Source organism: Chryseobacterium daecheongense (genome assembly GCA_027920525.1).
Lineage (GTDB): Bacteria > Bacteroidota > Bacteroidia > Flavobacteriales > Weeksellaceae > Chryseobacterium > Chryseobacterium proteolyticum.
In genome coordinates this window covers 3,877,417-3,891,636 of sequence record CP115858.1, presented here as the reverse complement: position 1 = coordinate 3,891,636, position 14,220 = coordinate 3,877,417, and the positions used below count along the sequence as shown (strand labels likewise).

The 14,220-nt window shown below is 37.5% G+C and carries 14 protein-coding genes; 2 read left to right on the top strand and 12 right to left on the bottom strand.

Annotated features, from left to right (window positions below; all coding sequences use genetic code 11):
- Positions 1 to 28: 28 nt before the first annotated feature.
- The 3 genes from PFY10_17385 to PFY10_17375 form a co-directional block, all read right to left on the bottom strand.
- Positions 29 to 838, bottom strand: coding sequence for an SDR family oxidoreductase (locus PFY10_17385; GenBank protein ID WBV55977.1), 810 nt, complete (start codon positions 836 to 838; stop codon positions 29 to 31).
- 73 nt (positions 839 to 911) lie between these two features.
- Positions 912 to 1,385 carry a GNAT family N-acetyltransferase gene (locus tag PFY10_17380; GenBank protein WBV55976.1) on the bottom strand — a complete coding sequence of 158 codons (474 nt, stop codon included), beginning with the start codon at positions 1,383 to 1,385 and terminating at the stop codon, positions 912 to 914.
- A gap of 1 nt (position 1,386) precedes the next feature.
- Positions 1,387 to 2,004, bottom strand: a complete 618-nt coding sequence (locus tag PFY10_17375) for a DUF1684 domain-containing protein (GenBank protein WBV55975.1) — start codon at positions 2,002 to 2,004, stop codon at positions 1,387 to 1,389.
- Between the two features lie 106 nt (positions 2,005 to 2,110).
- On the opposite strand from PFY10_17375, the gene PFY10_17370 reads away from it, so the two are divergent.
- Complete coding sequence (locus PFY10_17370) at positions 2,111 to 3,691, top strand: GMC family oxidoreductase N-terminal domain-containing protein (protein ID WBV55974.1); 1,581 nt, start codon at positions 2,111 to 2,113, stop codon at positions 3,689 to 3,691.
- On the opposite strand, the gene PFY10_17365 is transcribed toward PFY10_17370, so the two are convergent.
- The 6 genes from PFY10_17365 to PFY10_17340 all read right to left on the bottom strand — a co-directional run bounded on the left by PFY10_17365 (position 3,688) and on the right by PFY10_17340 (position 10,365).
- On the bottom strand, positions 3,688 to 4,554 hold the full coding sequence (locus PFY10_17365; GenBank protein ID WBV55973.1) for an AadS family aminoglycoside 6-adenylyltransferase: 867 nt from the start codon (positions 4,552 to 4,554) through the stop codon (positions 3,688 to 3,690). The two genes, PFY10_17370 and PFY10_17365, sit on opposite strands and share 4 nt — an antisense overlap.
- On the bottom strand, positions 4,555 to 4,989 hold the full coding sequence (locus PFY10_17360) for a hypothetical protein (GenBank protein ID WBV55972.1): 435 nt from the start codon (positions 4,987 to 4,989) through the stop codon (positions 4,555 to 4,557). It lies immediately after the preceding gene.
- A 286-nt stretch (positions 4,990 to 5,275) separates the two neighbouring features.
- Entirely contained in the window at positions 5,276 to 6,781 is a 1,506-nt protein-coding gene (mqo, locus tag PFY10_17355) for a malate dehydrogenase (quinone) (GenBank protein ID WBV55971.1), read from the bottom strand.
- A gap of 192 nt (positions 6,782 to 6,973) precedes the next feature.
- A complete protein-coding gene (locus tag PFY10_17350; GenBank protein ID WBV55970.1) occupies positions 6,974 to 8,062 on the bottom strand; it encodes an NAD(P)-binding domain-containing protein in 1,089 nt (362 codons plus the stop codon).
- A 9-nt stretch (positions 8,063 to 8,071) separates the two neighbouring features.
- Entirely contained in the window at positions 8,072 to 9,094 is a 1,023-nt protein-coding gene (locus tag PFY10_17345; protein ID WBV55969.1) for an LLM class flavin-dependent oxidoreductase, read from the bottom strand.
- Between the two features lie 230 nt (positions 9,095 to 9,324).
- The gene (locus tag PFY10_17340; GenBank protein ID WBV55968.1) at positions 9,325 to 10,365 is read right to left on the bottom strand and encodes an NAD(P)-binding domain-containing protein; all 1,041 of its coding nucleotides are present in this window, start codon (positions 10,363 to 10,365) and stop codon (positions 9,325 to 9,327) included.
- Between the two features lie 221 nt (positions 10,366 to 10,586).
- On the opposite strand from PFY10_17340, the gene PFY10_17335 reads away from it, so the two are divergent.
- Positions 10,587 to 11,621, top strand: coding sequence for a peptidoglycan DD-metalloendopeptidase family protein (locus PFY10_17335; GenBank protein WBV55967.1), 1,035 nt, complete (start codon positions 10,587 to 10,589; stop codon positions 11,619 to 11,621).
- A gap of 250 nt (positions 11,622 to 11,871) precedes the next feature.
- Here PFY10_17335 and PFY10_17330 read toward each other — a convergent pair whose 3' ends face one another.
- From PFY10_17330 to PFY10_17320, 3 genes are read right to left on the bottom strand one after another with little or no spacing between them, the layout of a single operon-like run.
- Complete coding sequence (locus PFY10_17330) at positions 11,872 to 13,047, bottom strand: MBL fold metallo-hydrolase (protein ID WBV55966.1); 1,176 nt, start codon at positions 13,045 to 13,047, stop codon at positions 11,872 to 11,874.
- Positions 13,048 to 13,062: 15 nt separating this feature from the next.
- Positions 13,063 to 13,716 (bottom strand): NAD(P)H-binding protein, encoded by a 654-nt coding sequence (locus PFY10_17325; GenBank protein WBV55965.1) that lies wholly within the window; start codon positions 13,714 to 13,716, stop codon positions 13,063 to 13,065.
- 58 nt (positions 13,717 to 13,774) lie between these two features.
- Positions 13,775 to 14,185 carry an Rrf2 family transcriptional regulator gene (locus PFY10_17320; GenBank protein WBV55964.1) on the bottom strand — a complete coding sequence of 137 codons (411 nt, stop codon included), beginning with the start codon at positions 14,183 to 14,185 and terminating at the stop codon, positions 13,775 to 13,777.
- Positions 14,186 to 14,220: the final 35 nt, after the last annotated feature.

Below are 14,220 nucleotides of genomic sequence, written 5' to 3'. Positions count from 1 at the left end.
TTTTAGTAAATTAAAGGCAGATCATTATTTATCCGCCTGTGGAAAAGCTTTCAAAAGTCGTCATTCCTCCATCTACAAAAATGCTGGTTCCTGTTATATAATCTGCAAGATCACTCGCCAGAAAAGCGGCCAGGTTTCCGATATCTTCCGGTTGTCCGATTCTATTGTATGGAATTAGGTTAAGAAGACTGTTGAGTGCCTCCGGAGTATCCCAGGCATTTTTATTTATTGGTGTCTGGATAGCCCCAGGACAAATAGAATTAACTCTAATTTTTTGTGCTCCATACTCTTGTGCCAGGGTTTGCATCAGCATACGGATAGCCCCTTTACTTGATGCATAATTGGCATGGCCTCCCCATGGAATAATTTCGTGTACAGAACTGATATGAATGATTTTTCCACAAGCCTTAGAACGAGAAAGGTCTATTCCCCTGCGAAGAAACTCCTTAATGGCTTCTCTGGCACAAAGAAATTGTCCGGTAAGATTAACTCCAATTACAGCATTCCACTGATCCATGGTCATTTCGGTGAATTTAGCATCTTTCTGAATCCCGGCGTTATTAACAAGAATATCCACAGTTCCGAATCGGGAAATCACTTCCTGAAACATAGCGATCACCTGATCTTCTTTCGAAACATCACACTGATAGGTGATTCCTTTTCCTCCAGCATCCGTTATTTCTTTTAAGACAGCTTTGGCTTCCTCAACGGATCTTTCTGAAGAATGATTAACAATGACCGTGGCACCTGCTGAAGCTAAGGATTTAGCGATTCCTGTACCTATTCCACTTGATGCTCCCGTAACGACAGCCACCTGATTATGAAGGGATATTTCCATATTTTTTATTTGATGTTACTCAAAGTTAGTGGAAAGATCGCGCCAAGCAGAATTTTTTTACTTTAAAATTTTCTTAAAGTTTTTTATACATCAGCCGTTGCGGACCACTGCGTCCCATTCTGGTTTTCCCCTCGAATATGTAGCCTACTTTTATGTACAGCTCATATGCAGAAATATTGTTTTCGTTGACAGCAAGAACGATTTCATCACAATCTTTAAAATGATTCTTTACAAAATCGTCTACAAGGCTCATAGCAGCTTTTCCAATGCCTCTCCCCTGAAAATCGGGATTAATAGACAATGATCTTAATAAAACAGATTTCGTATTATGGGTAAGATCCAGTTTATCATCACCGAAATCCAAGGCAAAATAGCCTGCAGGATTCTCATTTTCAAAAATCGTCACGGAAAATCCTTTACCATCATTTCTTTCTCTGATTCTCTCTATAGCAAATTCGGCAGTTGATGTATACTGCGATTGAACGTCATCCAATGTATAGTTAACTCCGGAAAAATCTTCGGGCTTGTAAAATTCTAAATGAATCATATTAATGGTGGTAAATATCGTTATACATTACTCCGGCACGGATCTCCACAGGTAGTTTATTTTCTTCGGGAACAACCGGACAGTTATAATCATAAGCGTTATATGCACAATACGGTTGATAAGACTGGTTAAAATCCAGAATAAGAGTGTTTCCTTTCGGAATTTTAAGGTCCATATATTTTCCGCCACCATAAGTTTCTTTTCCATTGGTGAGGTCCCGGAAAGGAAGGAAAAGATAGTCTTTATATTTTTCTTGTTTTAAAAGATCCAGACTTTGATATAAAGTAAGCGTATACTCCTGCCCTTCCAACGTAAAGCTAGCCTTACCATATTCTTTATATTGTTTAGTCTTTCCTGATGAAGTAGGAATTTTAAACGGTTCAGCATTAGCTGTTCGTACCAACTTAGCTTCTACTCTGTATTTTAGATCCACAGGAAAAAAAGGATGTGCTTTAAAATTTGTAAAATTATCTCCCCTTAAAGGAGTTTCTTTAGGATTTAAATACTCTGCATTAAGGTTCTTCTGGAATTTTTTGATTTCAGCCTTCTCCTTAAGGATTGATTTCTGTGAAAAAACGAAACAAGGAAACAGCAGCAATAGTAACAGGTATCTTTTCATTATTCATCTATTAAAGGTTAAAATTACAATAAAAAGTCCCATTAATTTTAATTAAAAATTATAATTTTTTGTGTTTTTCTAGCATAGTTTTTGGAAAATAACGAACATGAATAGAAAAGAGTTCATTAAAACAGGTATCATTGGAATATCTGGCTTTTACTTTTTAGGTACGCATCTTTTATATGGTTCCGCTCCAAAATGTCCTGAAAAAACAGAAATTTTGGATGCCCCTGTCATTATTATCGGTTCCGGATACGGAGGCGCCGTAGCAGCTTTGCGTTTATGTGAGGCGGGAAAAAAAGTATTAATGCTTGAAATGGGACTGAATTGGGAAAAATCCGGGATTCCTTTTTCCAACTTATTAAAACCCCGAGAAAGTGCTGCATGGCTGAAAAAGAAGACCATTGCACCTTTTATGAACCTGTTCTCTTTAAAACCTTTTACAGGTGCATTGGACCGACTGGATTTTGAACATATCAATATCTGGATGGGAAGAGGTGTTGGTGGAGGATCTATCGTAAATGGCGGAATGGCTGTAACCCCTAAAGAAAGTTATTTTAAAGAAGTTTTTCCACAGCTCGATGCCGAAATGTTTTATGACTACTATTTTCCTCTCGCCAGAAAAGAGCTGAAGGTCAATGTGATTGACGAACAGTTTTTGCATGATTGTCCTTATTATAAATTTACAAGAGTAGGTGAAGAAGAGGCTCATAAAGCAGGCTTTAAAACCATCCGCGTTCCGAATGTGTATGATTTCAAATACATGGAGAGAGAATATAAAAATGAAGTTCCGAGATCTGCGCTTAATACAGAAGTGATCTATGGAAATAATCACGGTAAAAACAGTCTTGATAAAACGTATTTAAAAAAAGCATCAGATACGGGAAATCTTGAAATACTGGATCTCCATTCAGTTACTGCCATCAAATTAAATGATGAAAAAAGTTATACACTGGATGTTACACAGATCAATACCTCTGGAGAAGTAATCAAAGAGAAAATTTTTCATTGTAAAAAGCTGATTGTATCTGCAGGAACTATGGGAACTTTAGAGCTTCTTTTAAAATCCCATGCGAAAAACCAGCTTCCACTCAACAGTAATGTAGGGGAAAATTGGGGTAATAACGGAAACTTTATGACCGGTAGAAACTGGGTCAGACCTCTGTCCGGAGGTACAGGAGTTCAGCAATCCACTATTCCTGTAGGTGGAGTTGATAACTGGGAAGATAAAGAACATCCTTTTTTCACGGAGATTGCACCATTGCCAATGGGTATGGATGTGGCTACTGCACTATATCTGCTAATCAACAGGGTTGATAAAAAGGGAAAGGTATCTTTTGATACCACAACTCAAAGACTCCATATTGACTGGAATGAAAGTCATACAAAAAAGATGAGAGAGAATGCAGATTATTTTATCCGGAAAATGAACCGGGCTAATGGAGGTACCAGAAGTCATTTTCTTTTTAAAAATGGTTTTGGGCCTAATATATGTTATCATCCATTAGGAGGTTGCGTATTAGGTGAAGCCACCAATCAATATGGTAAATTAAAAGATCATGAAAATCTTTTCATCCTGGACGGATCTTTAATTCCGGGAACCATTGGCGTAAATCCTTTTGTAACGATTGTTGCAATTACTGAATACTGCATTGAAAACTTAATCAGGCAAAATGAATTCGACTAATCCTGAGTCTTTATCATCGTAAGGTACTTTCGTATTTTACTTTCATGCTCTTCAGGATATGAAGTTTCGAGCTTTCTGGCTAGGTCAGTTCCTATTTCATGAAAAAGATCTGCATATGCCAATAAAGCATTCCAGTTTTCTTCAATACTACTTCCGGAAAAAGTAGCTTCAATCCTTTTCCATAGATCTGGAGACAAATACTTTTTGAAAAGTCTTCCGTGTTTATTCGTCGTTATATTGTTCCATCCGTTTTCACTGGCAATATACCATTCCAACAAAGGAACAAGATAATCAGTTCTGATTACATCCTCACTCATAAATTTAGCATAAAAAATATCTTCACGCTTAAGGCATTTTGCCACATAAGTTGTGTCCCACCAGAAATCATTCATCAGTTGCTGAAACCTTTCCGTTGTGGGTTTTTTAATCATCACAGACTGATAAGTCGGGTCCTTGAGATTCTTTGTCAACTCATCTTTATCGATCAGAACTTTATAGCCTACGTCCCAATCTTCAGGAAGCTCATCTTTTTTTATTTCTTTTATAAATTCAGATTTTTCATAGAGTTTGAAGTCCACTTTCACAAGATCTTCATACAAAACCATTTTCATTGCATGGACTCCGTCAAAAAATGTTTCATTTTCTTCTACCATTGAAATGGGCGCCCCAAAAAGTTCCAACCATGACTTATCAGATTCATATGGTTTCATTTTTTCAAAGACAAGTTCAATATCCAGATCACTAAAATCATCAACAGGAGCATAAGGATTTACTAATGAGCTGGTTAACAAAACAGCACGAATATCCGGATTCGTTTTCGCCCAGTCAATGATCTGTTGTAATTTTTTTTCTCTGGTTTTCATTTAATAAGATTCTGATATTTTCACTCTGTATACATCCATTGCATTTCTCTTAATGGATTGTACAAAAAATCCACCTTCTTCAGGAATGACTTCTTTAAGATCAAAACTTTTACAATCTTTTGGCAATCCTGAAAATATGAGTGTAAACCAAAAATCCCGCATAAAAGGAACCGTAGTCCAGTCCGGAAATATTGTAATATTTTCAGCGTGGATCAGCTTACTTTGATGCTCCGAACTGTTATCAAAAAGATACGTGGTATTCCATATCCGGATAAGGTTGCCCAAAAAAGGAGAGGCCGGGAAGCAGCAGTGCACAATAACCTGCTTCTCCTCTTCCACTTTTGTCTTAAGGGATTCAAGAAGTTCTCTGGCAATAATAGGCTTTACAACAATTTCTTCCACGGCTTTATATGAATTGCAAATAATATCCTGCAAATTTATTTAAATTTCAATTGAAATGTATATTTTGAATGGATTATGATTGTGTTAAGGAATTTTTATTGGAAAAGTACTTTACAATATAAAAGCCGATTCATTGGAATCGGCTTTATTACTATTATTGATATTAATTTATTCTTTGATATAAATAATGCTTCAGAGAAAATATCGCATCAAAATTTCAGCACTTCCCATCAATTTCACTACGGACATTTTTTAATTCAAGAAGCTTATCTCTAATATCTTTTATCTTTTATCTTTTATCTTTTATCTTTTATCTATACTAATAATGCAGCTCCAGCTTCTCTTTCGTATAAGCTCTCACTTTATCTGTAAGTTCAGGATTATCTGCAAGTTTTTGTCCGTAAGAAGGGATCATTTCCACTAATTTGTCTTTCCACTCCCCGTGAAGTTTTTCACCGAAGCACTTCTCAAGAACATTAAGCATAGCATAAACAGCAGTAGAAGCACCCGGTGAAGCTCCCAGTAAAGAGGCAATGGTTCCACTCTTATTAACAACCACTTCGGTTCCGAATTCCAGTTTTCCGCCTTCCTTTTCATCTTTTTTAATAACCTGAACTCTTTGTCCGGCTACCTTTAATTCCCAATCTGCTTCATTGGCATCTTTAACAAACTCTCTTAAATGCTGCATCCTCTGGGCTTTCGTCATGGCTACCTGCTGAATAAGATATTTTGTCAAAGGAATATTATGCCACCAGGCCCCAAAAAGGGATCGTATGTTTTTTGTATTCACACTTTCAGGAAGGTCAAGATAACTACCCTCTTTTAAAAACTTGGTTGAAAAGCCGGCGAAAGGTCCAAACAGGAGTGCTTTTTTACCGTCAATAATTCTAAGGTCAAGGTGAGGAACAGACATTGGCGGAGCATCTACTGTAGCCTGTGTGTATACTTTAGCCTGATGTTTTTCTACCAGCTCAGGATTATGCGTTACCAGCCATTCACCCGAAACAGGAAAACCTCCATACCCTTCACTTTCCTTAATATCTGAACTATCAAGTAACGGAAGCGCATAACCTCCGGCACCGATGAATACAAAATCTGCAACTACTTCTTGTTTGTGATTGTGAATCCTGTCTTTAACCTTCATTTCCCATTGTCCATTTTCTCTGGGATCAATATCTTTTACTTCATGATATAAAAAAACCTCCACATTGGAATCTTCTAATAAATGCCTTCCCATTTTTCGGGTAAGGGAACCAAAATTAACATCCGTTCCCAGATCCATTTTGGTTGCTGCCATTACTTCAGAAGCATTTCTCTTGCTCATCACTAATGGAATCCATTCCCGCAGTTTTTCATGATCCATAGAATACTCCATTCCTTTAAATAAAACGGATTCCACCATCTTATCATGGCGCTTTCTCAGGTATTCTGCGTCCTTATCTCCAAATACCAGACTCATGTGAGGACATGAATTGATAAAATCTTTTGGATCTTTGATATATCCCTTTTGAAGTAAATAGGACCAAAATTGTTTGGAAATTTCAAATTGTTCTGCAATACTTTCTGCCTTTGAAATATCAATGGTCCCATCTTCTTTTTCCGGAGTATAATTCAATTCGCAAAATGCTGAATGCCCTGTTCCGGCATTATTCCAGGCTGCTGTACTTTCTTTGGCAAACCTGCCAAGCCTTTCAAAAATTGCGATCTCCAGATCGGGATCAAATTCGTGGAGTAATGTGGCTAAAGTGGCACTCATGATACCACCCCCAATGAGTACAACGTCATATTTTGGTTTTGGCGTTCTGCTTATAAGCGAATGTGACATAACATAAAATTTACTACTAATTTCGTGAAAAGTTTTAAAAAGAAGATTGCGTTTAAGGATTTTAACACAAAAGTTATTAAGAATATCTAACCTGTATCTGCACTAGAAAAATTACAAAATTTTAGGTTAAATTTTGTACACCATTCAGGTTATGGATTGATGAATACTAAATGCTTCTAATTAGACATCAATTTACTTCTCAATTCCCAGAGTCTTAACCAATTCCCTTGCCGCAGCACTTCCAGCTCTGTTTGCTCCGATAGTGGAAGCTGAAGGCCCATAACCCACCAAATGAATTCTCGGCTCTTTTGAAACTTCAGTGGCAAGTCTGCCGGACATGATGATACCTCCACCTTCTTCCTTAGGCAAAACAGCATCTAAATGAGACAGAGACCAGCGGAAACCCGTATTCCAAAGAATGACATCAGCTTTTTCCTGTCTTCCGTCTTCCCATTTAACACCTTCTTCCGTAATCTCACTGAACATAGGAAACCGTTTGAGAACACCTCTTTTTTCCATATTTTTAATTTCATCAGTAACTGGTAATCCCGTTACCGAAACAACAGATGTTGGCAATAATCCGCTTCTCACTCTTTTATCAACCATCGCAACGGCTAAACTCCCGGCCATATCATCAAACGGTCCTTCACGAAACTCCGGAGGCCTTCGTGTAACCCATGTAGTGGTGGTTACTTTTGAAATCTGATCCAGCAATTGAATTGCAGAAATACCACCTCCGACAATGATCACGTGTTTTCCCCTGAAGTATTCAGCATTTTTAAAATTCCGAGTATGCAGCTGTTCGCCCTTAAAAAGCTTAGCACCCGGATATTCCGGGATGTATGGATTTTCCCAGGTTCCCGTAGCATTAATGATGCCTAATGCAGAAAAGGAAACAGACGATGTATCAATGTAAAACCGTTCTCCGTTCAGGCTCACTTTTTCAACCTTTACGGGCCGATAGACCTGTAATCCAAACTCTTTCTCATACAAATCATAATAATGCGGAACGGCAATATTAGCACGGACTTCCTTTTCATCTCCCTGAATAGTTTCTTCAAATGACATTCCCGGCAGATCATGAATGCGGTTTACTGTACTCAAGGTCAGGGAGTCCCAACGGGATTGCCATGCACCTCCAGCTGAAGGTGCAGCATCTAAAATAATAAAATCCCGACCGATTTCCAGTCCCATTTTTTTGAGGTGATATGCTGTAGAAAGTCCGGCTTGCCCGGCTCCAATAACTGCAATTTTTGTTTTATACCAAATTTTTCCCGCCATTTCAGATTTTTAACGCCAGCCCAATTCAGGAGCCACATATTTCAAAATGGATTCAAGTACATGTACATTGTAATCCACACCCAATGTATTGGGAATTGTCAATAATAAAGTATCTGCTTCCTGAATGGCTTCATCCTGAGCCAACTCCTTAATGAGCTGTTCCGGTTCAGCAGCATAACTTCTTCCGAAAATAGCACGTTGGTTCCCCTCTAAAACACCTATTTTATCTGTTCTGTCGGCTTCATGCCCGAAATAATATCTATCCTGATCGTTGACGATTGCGAAAATAGACCGGCTCACAGAAACTCTCGGGGTCCGTGTATGTCCTGCTTTTTTATAAGCCTCTCTATACAAACGAATTTGTTCAGCCTGCTGAATGTGAAAAGGTTTTCCACTTTCATCAAACTTCAAAGTAGAGCTTTGCAGATTCATACCGGTTTCTCCCGCCCAAACTGCAGTGGCATCCGAAGCAGAGCCCCACCAAATGCGATCACGTAATCCTTCAGAATGGGGTTCTATCCGCAATAATCCTGGAGGATTAGGAAACATCGGATTAGGGTTAGGTTGAGCAAACCCTTCTCCTCTCAACAAATCAAAAAACTCCAAACCTTTACGACGTCCCATATCGACATCTGATTGTCCATCTTCCAAATCATATCCGAAGTATCGCCAACCATCAATGACCTGTTCTGGCGAACCTCTACTGATGCCTAATTGTAACCGGCCTCCAGAAATCAAATCTGCTGCGCCGGCATCTTCTACCATATACAATGGGTTTTCATACCGCATATCGATGACACCCGTTCCGATTTCAATTTTTTTGGTTTTGGCACCAATAGCCGCTAACAAAGGAAACGGCGACGCCAACTGGTTAGCGAAATGATGTACTCGAAAGTACGCTCCGTCAATCCCAATTTCTTCTGCAGCTACAGCCAGATCTATGGATTGCAACAGAGTGTCACCTGCTGTTTTGGTATCATATGAAGGATGATTTCCCCAATGTCCAAACGATAAAAATCCTATCTTTTTCATGTATCTAATTTACAAAATGTAATCTCTTGAAATATTATCATATGGTAAGTTCGGAATAGAACAAGTCCTTACTATTTACCAATACATTTCAGATACAAGACAGATTGCATTCCGTTTTTATAAACACTGGACTGGATCAAAGATCTGTGCCCCGATAAAAATAGTCTCCAATAAAAAAACATCAGCAAATTGCTGATGTTTATATTCTGTCCTGTAACTTTCAAGTCGTTTTAGTTCAATTTTGCGGTCAGCTTTTTAAACTGTTTTTCTGCATTTTTACCTTCATACAGAATTCCATAAATGGTATCAACAATCGGAAGTTTCAGATTTTTTTGTTTAGCCGTTTTATAAATAGAGTTAGCAGCGTAGTATCCTTCTGCTACCATGTTCATGGACTGGATAGCAGATTTTACAGTGTATCCTTTTCCTATCAGATTCCCTAAACTTCTGTTTCTGGAAAACAATGAATAGGCCGTCACCAATAAGTCTCCCAGATAGGCACTTTCATTAACATCTCTCGGTGCCTCATATATGGCTTCAAGGAATGTTTCCATTTCTCTGATCGCATTCGACACAAATACGGCCGTGAAGTTGTCTCCATAACCCAAGCCACTTGCTATTCCTGCACCAATGGCGAAAATATTTTTAAGGATTGCACTGTATTCGTTTCCTAAGATATCTTTACTTGAGTGGACTTTTATAAAATCGGAATTAAAGATATTCAACAGTTTTTCGGAAACTTCATCCTCTACAGTGGCTACGGTAAGATAAGAAAGACGTTCCATCGCTACTTCTTCAGCATGACAAGGTCCGGCAATTACCGCCTGATTCCGGAATCCGATCTGAAATTCATCTCTCAGATAATGAGCAACCACATCGTTTACTTTAGGAATAATCCCTTTAATTGCAGAAACAAAAATTTTATCTTTATAATCGCAGGTCATCTTATCCAATGTATCTGAAAGATAAATAGAAGGAGTTGCCAGTACAATAATATCACAGGCTGTAACAAGCTCATTGATATCAGTTGTCAGTTTTAAATTTTTAAGATTAAAGTTAACTGCAGTTAAATAAGTAGGATTGTGCCCGCGAAGCTCAATAGCTCCTTTTACAAATTCACTTCGTACACACCAATGTACTACTTTACAGTTTTCAACAAGCATTTTTACAATCGCAGTTGCAAAACTTCCACTTCCTACCACTCCTACGGAAACTTCACTTTTATTCTTTTTCGGATTTGAAGATTCTGAAATAGTTTTCTTTTTCGCCATAATTGAAATGTGAACTGCAAAGATATTAAAACAAAAAATTAAGAACTCTTTCGGAGCGTGATAAAACCTAATTTTTTGAAAACATTAACACTTTCACACAATTAAACCTTTAAATCCACGTTAAATACAGAAATAAGTAAATTTTAATTAAAAATAATTCATAAAACTGTTTTTTAATTAAATTTGCAGGCTAATACTGTTTTAATACTAACTGAAGAAATATGAATAAATTTCTAAGCAGCAAAAAGAAGGTAAATATACTCCTGGGAGGACTTTTACTGGTAGTTTTTGCTCAAGGCATCTTTATAGCTAAGTTATCTTCCGAAAAGGATGATAAAACATACGAAGTAAACCTTGTGAAAATAAACACTGAAAAAGACAGTGTAGATTACTTAAAAATGAAAACAGATCTTACTTTAGTAGATCAAACCGTAGCACAGCTTAACTCATTCCTGAAGTCTAAAGATCTCCCGAGTGAAAAGCTGATGTTTCTGAGTAAAGACAGTATTTCAAACTCTGTCTATCTGGCCAAACAAGCCAACCGTTACAGTCAATATTTAATGGATTTACAAAAAAAACTGATGCAGGTTCCATTGGGAATGCCAACTGACGGATATATTTCCTCCAATTTTGGAGTCAGAAAAAATCCTATTCCATTTAAGACCGTCTATGCTTCCGTAAGGACAAGTGCGGTTGCAGATTCTAAACCAGCAGTTGCCGCAGCTCCAAAACTGGAAGTGAAAGCCGAACCTGTTGAAAAGATCATTGAATTGACAGACAGTTACGGAAATAAAAGAGAGGTAAAAGTAATGGTTACTCCAAAAGCAACCAATGCTGCTACTCCATCCGCTGCATCAACCTCTACAAAAACCTTAGCCGCCAATCCGTCATCTTCCAAAACAGCACCAACAGAAAAAAATAATCCACCTGCCGAAGCAGATCAGATGCAATTTCATAAAGGTCTGGACATTGCTGTTGCTTATGGTTCTGATGTAAGAGCAGCCGCAGCCGGAACCATTATTTTCTCAGGACAGAAGGGAGGTTATGGGAATTGCGTAATTGTTTCCCATGGAAATGGCTTGGCAACTTTATACGGCCATTTATCCGAATTGATCGCAAAAGTAAACGATAAGGTAAAAGTAGGTCAGGTGATTGCCAAATCCGGAAATTCAGGACGTTCCACAGGTCCTCATCTTCATTATGAAGTGCACAAAAACAATACTCCGGTGAATCCGAAATTATTTATGAATTTATAATATAAAAACGGCTGTCTTTTGACAGCCGTTTTTGTTATTTTATTAGAAATTTATACTTGAAAAAGAGACTGTGTAATCCGTTATATCTTAGAGAGTTTTACACACAAAGATTCTATCGTTTTAATTATAATCAATCAAGAATCCGCTAAGGTTGCCGGCTACGTTATGTCATTTAATTCAAATACCTAAATGAATTATTGGATTAAAAAAACTCGGCTGCCTGACGGCAGCCGAGTTTTTACCTATTATTTTATTTCAAGATTTTAAACGGTACTTTAAAATGATCGAACGATCCGTTTTTTCCAGCAATATTCGTATAAATTATGTTTTTATTATAATCCTGAATATGGGTAACATTTTCACCGGTTTTAGGTTCATGCCAATACACCATGAATATATTTTTTGCAATCTCAGTTGCCGTATACTCAACAGTATCTGAAATACCTTTAAAAGCTTCTGTACCACTAAAAGACATCGTTTTATTATCTTTATAATCCAATACAAATTTTCCTTTTCCAAAATCCACTTCAATCTTTCTTCCGATTGCCGGATATGGCGATTTCAGATCCCAGTTCATCTCTCCTAAAAATACCTTAACGCCCATCCCCAACTCATCTTTTCCAGGAAGATCCGGATATTGATTCACCATATATTTCACTACAGCATCTGAACTTTTGTTCTCATGAACGGCTTTTTTATAGTTTTCTAAATACTTTTTAACAAAGTCCAGAGATTGTGGAGACAAATTTAGTTTCGCAAAATGAGACGGAACAACTTGTTGTGGTTGCAAAGCCTTCATTGCGTCAATCTGTGCAATCCATTTATCAATAGCTTCATTGTTTTGAGTATCTGCCATCCAGATATGAGAATCTACAGAAACGGAAATACCTCCAACAATTGTTTTTAACGAAGGAATCCACAGAAAACTATGGGCAGGATCGTCAGGGTTCTGTCTGATCTCAATTTTATTTCCTTCCAAATCGGGAATTGAGTCTACAGCCTGAGGAACATAAACCTCTGAGGGAGCATCCGCTTTCAACTGAGGATTCCATACTGCCAGCTTATCATCTTTAGAAGCCGAAATAAGGTAAGCTGTCTGCGCTGTGGAAATGATCCTTACGTTAGGAAATGCTTTTTTAATAACATCAAGCCCAAAATAAAAGTCAGGGTCGCTGTGCGAAATAAAAACGGTTTTCAGATTTTTGCCTGTCGCCTTTATTTCCTTTACCAACTCTTCCGCATATTGTTTTTGGAATTGTGCATCAATCAGTATGGCATCTTTATCTCCGTATACAAGAGTAGAGGTAATCGGAAAAATAGCTTTTGCCCCCGGATTATATACTTTTATTTTCAGGTTTCCAGCCCATGCACTCCCTACAAAAACTAAGACAGCGAGTAATGATAATAATTTTTTTCTCAGCATCATAAAATGTTGTTTTGATTAGTAAGCAGCTGTAAAACGTTCACGGATATGATTGTTCTGTTCCAATTCATCAACCAGAACAACTGCTACATCTTCTACTGACAGAATACTTCTTCCCTCTTCATTCAATACCGGAGTTTCTAAAGAAGTTCTGTATTTTCCTGTTCTTGTTCCTACGTTAGCCTGGTTCATTTCAATTGCAGGGCTAAAGAAGGTCCAGTCAAGCGTATTATTTTCTTTGATCTTATTCAAATAATCTCTGGCAGCGGTAGCTCCAGGTTTATATGCTTCGGGAAAATCCGGCGTGTCTACAATTTGTACATGATCCGGTGTATAAAGACTTCCTGCACCTCCTACTACTATAAGTCTTTTTACTCCTGATTTCTCAACTGCTTTTTCAATGTTTTCAGAACCGGTAAGAAAGTCATTGTATAGATTCGGATTTGTCCATCCGGCGTTATAAGTACTGATTACAGCATCAATTCCCTTTAAATTTTCGGCTAGCTGTTCTACATTGTTTACATCAACACTTTTAGCCTTTACTTTGTCATTTTGCTCTACTTTAGAAGCATCTCTTACGATCGCCTCTACTTCATAACCTCTGTTTTCCAATTCTTTCACTACATGTGAACCTACAAATCCTGTTGCACCAATTACTGCTACTTTTTTCATAATGTTTATTTTTAAATTAAATTGTAATAAATTTTGTTACATTTAAGGGTAAAAAATTTTAATTGAATTGATCACAAAACTCCTGTAATGTTTTATCCCCTAAAAACTGAATCACTAACTTTTCTGTTTCGCTGAATAATGTGTTTAAATGATTATTAATCTCTTTTCCAACATTACAAGCCGGATTAGGATTTAGATTTTTTTTACCCAGAACTTCAGTGTTTTTTACTGCTGAGTAGATATCAGAAATACGGATTTCGCTCGCATTCCTTGAAAGCTGGCTTCCTCCTTCTTTACCTTGTCTGCTTGCAACCAGACCAGCGTTTCTTAAAACCCCTAACTCCTTACGAACAACAACAGGATTAATATTGATACTCCCAGCCATCCACTCAGAAGTTAACCACTCCTCCGGACTATCTGCCAATAAGGTCATAATATGTACTGCCGTAGCAAATCTTGTATTGTTCATTTTAATTACAGGACAAAGGTAAAACATTTTTTAAT

What these genes read in the sequence shown, in the direction of transcription:
- PFY10_17375 (WBV55975.1), bottom strand. Translation starts at nt 2,004, where the DNA reads ATGAAAAGATACCTGTTACTATTGCTGCTGTTTCCTTGTTTCGTTTTT.
- PFY10_17365 (WBV55973.1), bottom strand. Translation starts at nt 4,554, where the DNA reads ATGAAAACCAGAGAAAAAAAATTACAACAGATCATTGACTGGGCGAAA.
- PFY10_17350 (WBV55970.1), bottom strand. Translation starts at nt 8,062, where the DNA reads ATGGCGGGAAAAATTTGGTATAAAACAAAAATTGCAGTTATTGGAGCC.
- PFY10_17370 (WBV55974.1), top strand. Translation starts at nt 2,111, where the DNA reads ATGAATAGAAAAGAGTTCATTAAAACAGGTATCATTGGAATATCTGGC.
- PFY10_17330 (WBV55966.1), bottom strand. Translation starts at nt 13,047, where the DNA reads ATGATGCTGAGAAAAAAATTATTATCATTACTCGCTGTCTTAGTTTTT.
- mqo (WBV55971.1), bottom strand. Translation starts at nt 6,781, where the DNA reads ATGTCACATTCGCTTATAAGCAGAACGCCAAAACCAAAATATGACGTT.
- PFY10_17385 (WBV55977.1), bottom strand. Translation starts at nt 838, where the DNA reads ATGGAAATATCCCTTCATAATCAGGTGGCTGTCGTTACGGGAGCATCA.
- PFY10_17335 (WBV55967.1), top strand. Translation starts at nt 10,587, where the DNA reads ATGAATAAATTTCTAAGCAGCAAAAAGAAGGTAAATATACTCCTGGGA.
- PFY10_17345 (WBV55969.1), bottom strand. Translation starts at nt 9,094, where the DNA reads ATGAAAAAGATAGGATTTTTATCGTTTGGACATTGGGGAAATCATCCT.
- PFY10_17380 (WBV55976.1), bottom strand. Translation starts at nt 1,385, where the DNA reads ATGATTCATTTAGAATTTTACAAGCCCGAAGATTTTTCCGGAGTTAAC.
- PFY10_17320 (WBV55964.1), bottom strand. Translation starts at nt 14,185, where the DNA reads ATGAACAATACAAGATTTGCTACGGCAGTACATATTATGACCTTATTG.
- PFY10_17325 (WBV55965.1), bottom strand. Translation starts at nt 13,716, where the DNA reads ATGAAAAAAGTAGCAGTAATTGGTGCAACAGGATTTGTAGGTTCACAT.
- PFY10_17340 (WBV55968.1), bottom strand. Translation starts at nt 10,365, where the DNA reads ATGGCGAAAAAGAAAACTATTTCAGAATCTTCAAATCCGAAAAAGAAT.